The organism is Microbacterium sp. B24, assembly GCF_000333415.1.
Lineage (GTDB): Bacteria > Actinomycetota > Actinomycetes > Actinomycetales > Microbacteriaceae > Microbacterium.
Genome location: NZ_BADB01000059.1, coordinates 1 through 7,758, shown reverse-complemented (window position 1 = coordinate 7,758; position 7,758 = coordinate 1). Strand labels below are relative to the sequence as shown.

Below are 7,758 nucleotides of genomic sequence, written 5' to 3'. Positions count from 1 at the left end.
CGAGCCGGCCGCGATCACGACGCCACCGAGGAACGCCCCGGTGGCGTTGCCGATGTTCAGCGCGGAGTGGTTCAGCGCCGCGGCGATGGACTGGTTGTCGCCCGCGACGTCCATCAGCCGTGTCTGAATCGACGGGCTCAACACCGACGACACGAAGCCGACCAAGAAGATGAACAGCCCGAGCGCGATCAGCGCACCCGCAGTGAGGGCGAGGAGCGCCTGCACCACGATGAGAGCGCCGAGGCCCGCCAGCATCGTGCGTTTGAGGTCGCGATCGGCAAGGTGGCCGCCGACGAGATTTCCGATCGTCATGCCGATACCCATGACGATGAGGATCACCGGCACCACCGCGGCGGGAGCTCCCGCGACATCGGTGACGATCGACGCGACGTAGCTGTAGGCCGCGAAGAACCCGCCGAACCCGACCGCACCGACCCCCAGGGTCAGCCATACCTGGCCGATCCGCAGCGCGCGCAGCTCCGCGCGGAGCGTCCGTCCGGGATCGCCCGCATGGGCCGGCACGGTCAGCGCGATCATCACTGCGGCGAGGGCGAAGATGAGGGCGACGACGAGGAATGCGATCCGCCACCCGAAGCGCTGGCCGAGGAAGGTGCCGAACGGCACACCGACGACGTTGGCGACCGTGAGGCCCGTGAGCACGAAGGCGACGCCCTTGGCGCCCGCGCCGCGATCGAGCAAGACGACGGCTTCGGGGGTCGTCTCCTGCTCCTCCTGACGCACCATCAGCTCGTCGCGATGAGCGCTGGCACGCCAGTGGATGCGTCGCATCGAGTCGCCGGGTGCATACGTGCGCGGGATCAGGTTGTCGGCGCCCTGACCCATCCGATCCGTCACGCTGCGGGTGCTGCCCCCGGCGTCGCCGGGGAGGTCGTGCAGCTCGTCGAGATCGACGATCTCGGGCACGATCACCAGCGGCGAGGTGTCGCCGACCGTCCGGCGCCGCCGTGTGAAGCCGAACGGATCGGTCGTCACGAGTGCCAAGGGCCCCACGCGGCGAAGTCCACGGCGCTCGGCGCGCACGGCGTAGTCGACCTCGACCTGCGACGGGCCGGCGATCGCCGACCCGGTCGGCGGCAGCACGCCGTCCGGCGCGGCGCCGGCCGTGGATGCCGCGACCACGCCGTCGGGCACGGCGTCACGCCACCGCGCCTCGCTGGTGGGCAGAGAGGAACGGATCTCGACGGTGAGGCGCACCCGCACCTCGCTGCCGGCGGCGGCGACGTCGGGGGAGAAGGCGCGGGTCACCCGCGCGGAGCTCGGGAGCAGATACAGGGTGGCGGCGCTGACGACCACGGCTGCCGCCAACAGCGCGCCCACGTAGGCGAGCTCCGCGATGCCGAAGCGCTGGGCCAGCATGCCGCACGCCGCGGCGAGCACCAGTGCGCCCAGGCCGCGCAGGGTCAGCGGCAGGCGAGACAGCAGGGGCCAGCGGGGCATCGGGCGCTCTCGATCAGCGGGTCGCGAGCGGCACGCGCACCGCGCCGACGATCGCGCTCAGCACGGCGCCGATCGTCTCCGTGCTGGAGCGGCCTCGAGCCGACGCGGTGCCACGCGACGCGATCAGTCGATGAGCGAACACCGGCTCGACGAGCGCCGCCACGTCATCCGGAATGACGAACTCGCGTCCGTCCAGCGCCGCGCGCACCTTGGCGGCGCGCACGAGCTGCAAGGTCGCACGGGGGCTCGCCCCGAGGCGCAGGTCGGGGTGCTCGCGTGTCGCCCGCGACAGCCCGACGGCGTACTCTTCGACGGCGGGGGAGACGTGCACACCGCGCACCCAGGCGATGAGGTCCCTGACGTCGCCGGCGCCGAGCACGGGAGTGAGCGCGTCGAGAGGGTTGATGCGCTCGCGCTGACGCAGCATCAGGACTTCGCTCTCGGCATCGGGGTAGCCCATGGAGATGCGCATCATGAAGCGGTCGCGCTGCGCCTCGGGCAGGGCATACGTGCCCTCCATCTCGAGCGGGTTCTGCGTCGCGACGACGAGGAACGGGTCGGCGAGCGGGTGGCTGGTGCCGTCGACGGTGACCTGATGCTCCTCCATCGCCTCCAGAAGAGCCGACTGCGTCTTCGGTGAGGCCCGGTTGATCTCGTCGGCGATGACGATCTGCGCGAAGACGGCACCCGGCTTGAACTCGAACTCGCGATCGACGGGGTTGTAGACACTCACGCCCGTCACGTCGCCGGGGAGGAGGTCGGGCGTGAACTGGATGCGACGCACGCTCGCGTCGACGGATGCCGCGAGCGCCCGCGCCAGCATCGTCTTACCGACACCGGGCACATCCTCGATGAGGAGGTGTCCTTCGGCGAGGAGGCAGACGAGCGCGGCGCGCACGGCATCCGGTTTGCCGTCGATGACGCGCGTGATCGAGGATTCGATGGCCTCGGCCGCGCGAGCGAACGATTCGGCGGTGAGCGGGTGGTCGGGCATGCGTCTCCCTGTCTCAGCGGCGGTGCTTGCTCGATGCTAACCCGGCTGGCGAGGCATGGGCCGGTCGTCGGGTAAACTCGCATACAGCTCTCCGCGAGGCGGCACCCAGGCCAACTCCCCCAGGACGGAAACGTAGCAAGGGTAACCAGGCTCTGCCGGGTTCGCGGAGAGTCTTTCTTTTGCCCGGAATCTCCGGTGCCCGGCTCGTCGCGCGGCCCCGACACGGCGCGGCTTCCGTCCCGCCGGAAGGTTTTCTCCGGCAGATCCCTGCCGGGCCGCAGCGCCCCCCACCTAGGCTGGAACCCGTGGCGCAGAGCATCTACATCACCTCCACCGAGGGGCTGTCCGGCAAATCGACCATCGTCCTCGGAGTGCTCGACGCACTGACCCGTTCCACTCCCCGTGTGGGCGTGTTCCGGGCCATCGCCCGTTCGATCGACGAACGCGACTACGTGCTCGAGATGCTCCTCGATCACATCGGCGTCGACCTCGACTACGAGGAGGCCGTGGGCGTCACCTACGACGACGTGCGACGAGACCCGGATGCCGCGCTCTCGCGCATCGTCGAGCGGTTCAAGGCCGTCGAGGCGAAGTGCGACGCGGTCGTCGTGGTCGGCAGTGACTTCACGGACGTCGGCTCGACCAGCGAGCTCGGCTACAACGCCCGCATCGCGGCGAACCTCGGCGCTCCCGTGCTGGTCGTGCTCAACGGTCGGGCAGACCAGGGCGACCGCCTCGGGGTGAGCGTTCCGCGCACGCCGCAGCAGCTGGCGCAGCTCACCGAACTCGCCCTCACCGACATCACGCACCAGCGCGCCGAGCTGTTCGCGGTCATCACCAACCGCGCCGACCCCGCGCACCTCGACGAGATCAACGCGGCGATCGGCGACGTCGTGCGCGGCGTGCCCGCGGTCGACGGCAATCGTGAGGCCGAGGTCGCGGTGTGGTCCATCCCCGAAGACGTGTTCCTCGTCGCCCCGGCCGTCCGCGACATCATGCTCGCCCTCGGCGGCACGCTTCTTCGTGGTGACGAGGCGCTGCTCGTGCGCGAAGTGCTGGACGTGGTCGTCGCGGGTATGTCGCTCAACAACATCCTCCCGCGCCTCACCGAGGGTGCCATCGTCATCGTGCCGGCCGATCGCACCGAGGTGCTGCTCGGACTGCTGCTGGCGAACTCGTCGGGCACCTTCCCCTCGATCGCGGGCATCATCCTCAATGGTCCGTTCCCGCTGCCACCGGCCGTGCAGGACCTCATGGTGGGCCTGGACTCGCCGCTTCCGATCATCCAGACCGACCTGGACACGTACGACACCGCCGTCCGGGTCATGAGCACCCGCGGCCGCCTCGCCGCCGGCTCGCAGCGCCGCTACGACACGGCGCTGGCCCTGTTCGAGCAGCACGTCGACACCGACGAGTTCACGCGTGCCCTCGGGCTCGCCCACTCCACCGTCGTGACGCCGCTGATGTTCGAGTACCAGCTCCTGGAGCGCGCCCGCACCGGCCGTAAGCGCATCGTGCTGCCGGAAGGCGGCGACGACCGCGTGCTGAGGGCGGCGGCCACCGTGCTCGCCCGTGGCATCGCCGACCTGACGATCCTCGGCGACGAGGCGGAGGTGCGTGGTCGCGCGGTGGAGCTCGGCCTCGACCTGAGCGCCGCGCAGGTGCTGAGCCCGTTCGACCCGCAGATCGTGCACCGCTTCGCCGAGGAGTACGCCGAGCTGCGCAAGCACAAGGGCATCACGTACGAGAAGGCGGCCGACACCATCACCGACGTGTCGTACTTCGGCACGATGATGGTGCACCTGGGGCTGGCCGACGGCATGGTGTCGGGTGCCGCCCACACGACGGCGCACACCATCCGACCCGCGTTCGAGATCATCAAGACGCGCCCGGGCGTCTCAGTCGTCTCCAGTGTGTTCCTCATGGCGCTCGCCGACCGCGTGCTCGTCTACGGTGACTGCGCCGTGATCCCCGACCCGACCGCCGCGCAGCTGTCGGACATCGCCATCTCGTCGGCCGCCACGGCACGTCAGTTCGGCATCGAGCCGCGCATCGCGATGCTGTCGTACTCCACCGGCGAGTCCGGGTCGGGGGAGGACGTCGACAAGGTCCGCGAGGCCACGGCGTTCGTCCGCGAGCGCGCCCCCCAGCTGCTGGTCGAAGGCCCGATCCAGTACGACGCCGCGGCCGACGCTGCCGTCGCCAAGGCGAAGATGCCCGACTCCGCCGTCGCGGGACGGGCGACCGTGTTCGTCTTCCCCGACCTCAACACCGGAAACAACACGTACAAGGCGGTGCAGCGCTCGGCGGGTGCGATCGCCATGGGGCCGGTGCTCCAGGGACTCAACAAGCCCATCAACGACCTGTCGCGCGGCGCGCTGGTCGAAGACATCGTCAACACGATCGCCATCACCGCGATCCAGGCGCAGAACCAGCAGCAGGGAAACAACGCATGACCGTCGTCCTCGTCATCAACAGCGGCTCCTCGTCGTTCAAGTATCAGCTCGTCGACGTCGAGTCCCAGACGGCGCTGGCGTCGGGTCTCGTCGAGCGCATCGGTCAGGAGACCGGCTCGGCCCGCCACAAGGTGGGGGATGCCGATCACTCGCGCGAACTGCCGATCCCCGACCACACCGCCGGCTTCCGCGTGATGCTCGACGCGTTCGAGGAGTACGGTCCGTCGCTGGTCGAGACCCCGCCGTCGGCGGTGGGGCACCGCGTCGTCCAGGGCGGCGCCCGCTTCTTCCGCCCGACGCTGATCGACGATCTGGTCGAGATCAACATCGACGAGCTGTCGGTGCTCGCCCCCCTGCACAACCCCGGGGCGCTGCAGGGCGTCCGCGCCGCGCGCGCCGCGTTCCCTGCCCTGCCGCACGTCGCCGTGTTCGACACGGCCTTCCACCAGACGCTCCCGCCGGCGGCGTACACCTATGCGATCGACCAGACGATCGCGCGCAAGCACCGCATCCGCCGCTACGGCTTCCACGGCACCAGTCACAAGTTCGTCAGCGAGGCCGCCGCGGCGTATGTGGAGCGGCCTCTGCGAGAGCTCAAGCAGCTCGTGCTGCACCTGGGCAACGGCGCCTCCATCACCGCGATCGACGGTGGGCACTCCGTCGACACCTCAATGGGCCTCACCCCCCTGGAAGGCCTGGTCATGGGCACTCGCTCCGGCGACCTCGACCCCTCGGTGCTGCTCGTGCTCGCCCGTCGCGAGGACATGAGCCCCGGGGAGCTGGACGAGTTCCTCAACAAGCGCAGCGGTGTGCTGGGGCTGGCCGGCGTGTCGGACATGCGTGACATCGAGGAGCGCCGCGCCGAGGGTGCGGGGGCGGCCATGCTCGCCTTCGACGTCTACATCCACCGACTGCGTGCCTATATCGGCGCCTACATCGCACAGCTCGGCGGCGTGGATGTCATCTCGTTCACCGCCGGGGTGGGGGAGAACTCCCCTCTCGTGCGGGCGGAGGCGATGGCGACGCTGGGATTCCTCGGCATCCGCATCGATCCGACGCGCAACGAGGCCCGCGAACGCGGCATCCGCACCATCTCCACCGACGACTCCGCCGTCACCGTGCTCGTCGTTCCCACCAACGAGGAGCTGGAGATCGCGCGGCAGACCCTCGCGGTCGTCGCTTCGTGACGTGCACGGCGCACCGGGCCACTACGCTGAACCCGTGACAGCCGAGCTTCCCGAGCTTCCTGACCTGCGCGCACTCGACGGCGTGCTCTTCGACCTGGACGGCGTGCTGACGCCGACGGCCGACGTGCACATGCACGCGTGGCAGTCGATGTTCACCGAGCTGTTCACCTCGTGGGGGATCGAGCCGCCGTACACGGAGGACGACTACTTCCGCTATCTCGACGGAAAGCAGCGCTACGACGGCGTCGCGAGCCTCCTGCGCTCGCGCGACGTGGAAGTGCCGTGGGGGGACCCGTCCGACCCGATCACCGCCGACACGGTCTGCGGCATCGGCAACCGCAAGAACGAGGTGTTCGCCCGCGTGCTGCGCACCGACGGCATCGCCCCGTATCCGGGCTCTCTCGCGCTGATCGAGCAGCTGCGCGCCGCGGGGACTCCGATCGGCGTCGTGTCGAGCTCGAAGAACGCCGAAGAGGTGCTGACGATCGCCGGCATCCGTGAGTTCTTCCCCGTCGTCGTCGATGGGGTGGTCTCGGCGCGAGAGGGGCTGCGCTCCAAGCCCGCCCCCGACATGTTCGCGGCCGGTGCCCGCATGCTCGGCGTCGATCCCGCCCGCAGCGCCGCGGTCGAAGACGCCCACTCCGGCGTCGCGTCGGCGGCGGCCGCCGGCTTCGGCCTCGTCGTGGGCGTCGACCGCGGCGCCGGGGCGCAGGCGCTGCTCGATCTCGGCGCGACGCTCGTCGTCGACGATCTCTCGGCTTTCGTCACCCGATGACCGGCCCTTCCGACGAAAGGATGGACAGGATGGATCGCGACCGTTTTCCGATCGACCCGTGGCGCCTCGTGGAGACGCGCTTCTCCCTGGACGACGTCGGGGTCACCGAGACGCTGTTCGCGCTCGGCAACGGCTATCTGGGCCTGCGCGGCAATCAGCCCGAGGGACGCCACGCCCACGAGCACGGCACGTTCATCAACGGCTTCCACGAGATCTTCCCGATCCGTCACGCCGAGCAGGCCTACGGCTTCGCCGAGGTCGGGCAGACGATCATCAACGCTCCGGACGCCAAGGTCATGCGCGTCTACGTCGACGATGAGCCCCTGTCGTTCGACGTCGCCGACATCCGCGAGTACGAGCGCGCGTTGGACATGCGCGCGGGCACGCTCACGCGTCACATCCGGTGGATGACGCCCAGCGGCAAGGACGTCGTGATCGACTTCGAGCGGATGGTCTCCTTCGAGGAGCGTCATCTCGCCGTCATGCGCGTCACCGTGACGGTGCTCAACAGCGATGCGCCGGTGACGATCAGCTGCCAGATCGTCAACCGCCAGGACGGGCAAGACGTCTACGGTGGATCGGCGCCCGGCGGCGCTGCGAAGAAGGGCTTCGACCCGCGCAAGGCGGAGAAGATCGAAGACCGCGTCCTGCACCCCGAGGAGTACTGGCAGGACGGCGACCGCGTCGCCCTGTCGTACCGGGTGAACGCGTCGGGGATGACGATGGCGGTCGTCGCCGACCACATCGTCGACACCGAGAACGAGTACTCCTCGCGCACGCTCATCGAACCCGACATCGCGAAGAACGTCTATCGCGTACAGGCGAAGGCGGGCGTGCCGGTGACGGTCACGAAGCTCGTCAGCTATCACAGGTCGCGGGGCGTCCCCG

Annotated in this window: 5 protein-coding genes, 1 other RNA gene and 1 pseudogene; 5 read left to right on the top strand and 2 right to left on the bottom strand. The window is 69.6% G+C overall.

All coding sequences use genetic code 11. The features are described 5' to 3' along the window. On the bottom strand, positions 1-1,458 hold a 1,458-nt coding region (locus I5I_RS17380; RefSeq protein ID WP_239639983.1), incomplete at its 3' end, for an MFS transporter. A 13-nt stretch (positions 1,459-1,471) separates the two neighbouring features. After that, positions 1,472-2,452 (bottom strand): AAA family ATPase, encoded by a 981-nt coding sequence (locus I5I_RS01315; RefSeq protein ID WP_036315465.1) that lies wholly within the window; start codon positions 2,450-2,452, stop codon positions 1,472-1,474. 82 nt (positions 2,453-2,534) lie between these two features. Between I5I_RS01315 and ffs the strand changes: the two genes are divergently transcribed. The 5 genes and pseudogenes from ffs to I5I_RS01295 form a co-directional block, all read left to right on the top strand. Further along, positions 2,535-2,631: signal recognition particle sRNA small type (ffs, locus tag I5I_RS16195), an RNA gene on the top strand. A gap of 126 nt (positions 2,632-2,757) precedes the next feature. After that, the gene (gene pta / locus I5I_RS01310; RefSeq protein ID WP_036315462.1) at positions 2,758-4,908 is read left to right on the top strand and encodes a phosphate acetyltransferase; all 2,151 of its coding nucleotides are present in this window, start codon (positions 2,758-2,760) and stop codon (positions 4,906-4,908) included. After that, complete coding sequence (locus I5I_RS01305) at positions 4,905-6,095, top strand: acetate/propionate family kinase (protein ID WP_036315461.1); 1,191 nt, start codon at positions 4,905-4,907, stop codon at positions 6,093-6,095. Before pta ends, I5I_RS01305 begins: the two co-directional genes overlap by 4 nt. 34 nt (positions 6,096-6,129) lie before the next feature. Further along, positions 6,130-6,870 (top strand): HAD family hydrolase, encoded by a 741-nt coding sequence (locus I5I_RS01300; RefSeq protein WP_036315470.1) that lies wholly within the window; start codon positions 6,130-6,132, stop codon positions 6,868-6,870. Between the two features lie 29 nt (positions 6,871-6,899). Beyond that, positions 6,900-7,758 (top strand): annotated as a pseudogene (locus tag I5I_RS01295) (glycoside hydrolase family 65 protein); the annotation flags it as partial.

Excerpts from the sequence above, each read along its gene's own strand:
- I5I_RS01305 (WP_036315461.1), top strand. The coding sequence starts at position 4,905 with ATGACCGTCGTCCTCGTCATCAACAGCGGCTCCTCGTCGTTCAAGTAT.
- I5I_RS01315 (WP_036315465.1), bottom strand. The coding sequence starts at position 2,452 with ATGCCCGACCACCCGCTCACCGCCGAATCGTTCGCTCGCGCGGCCGAG.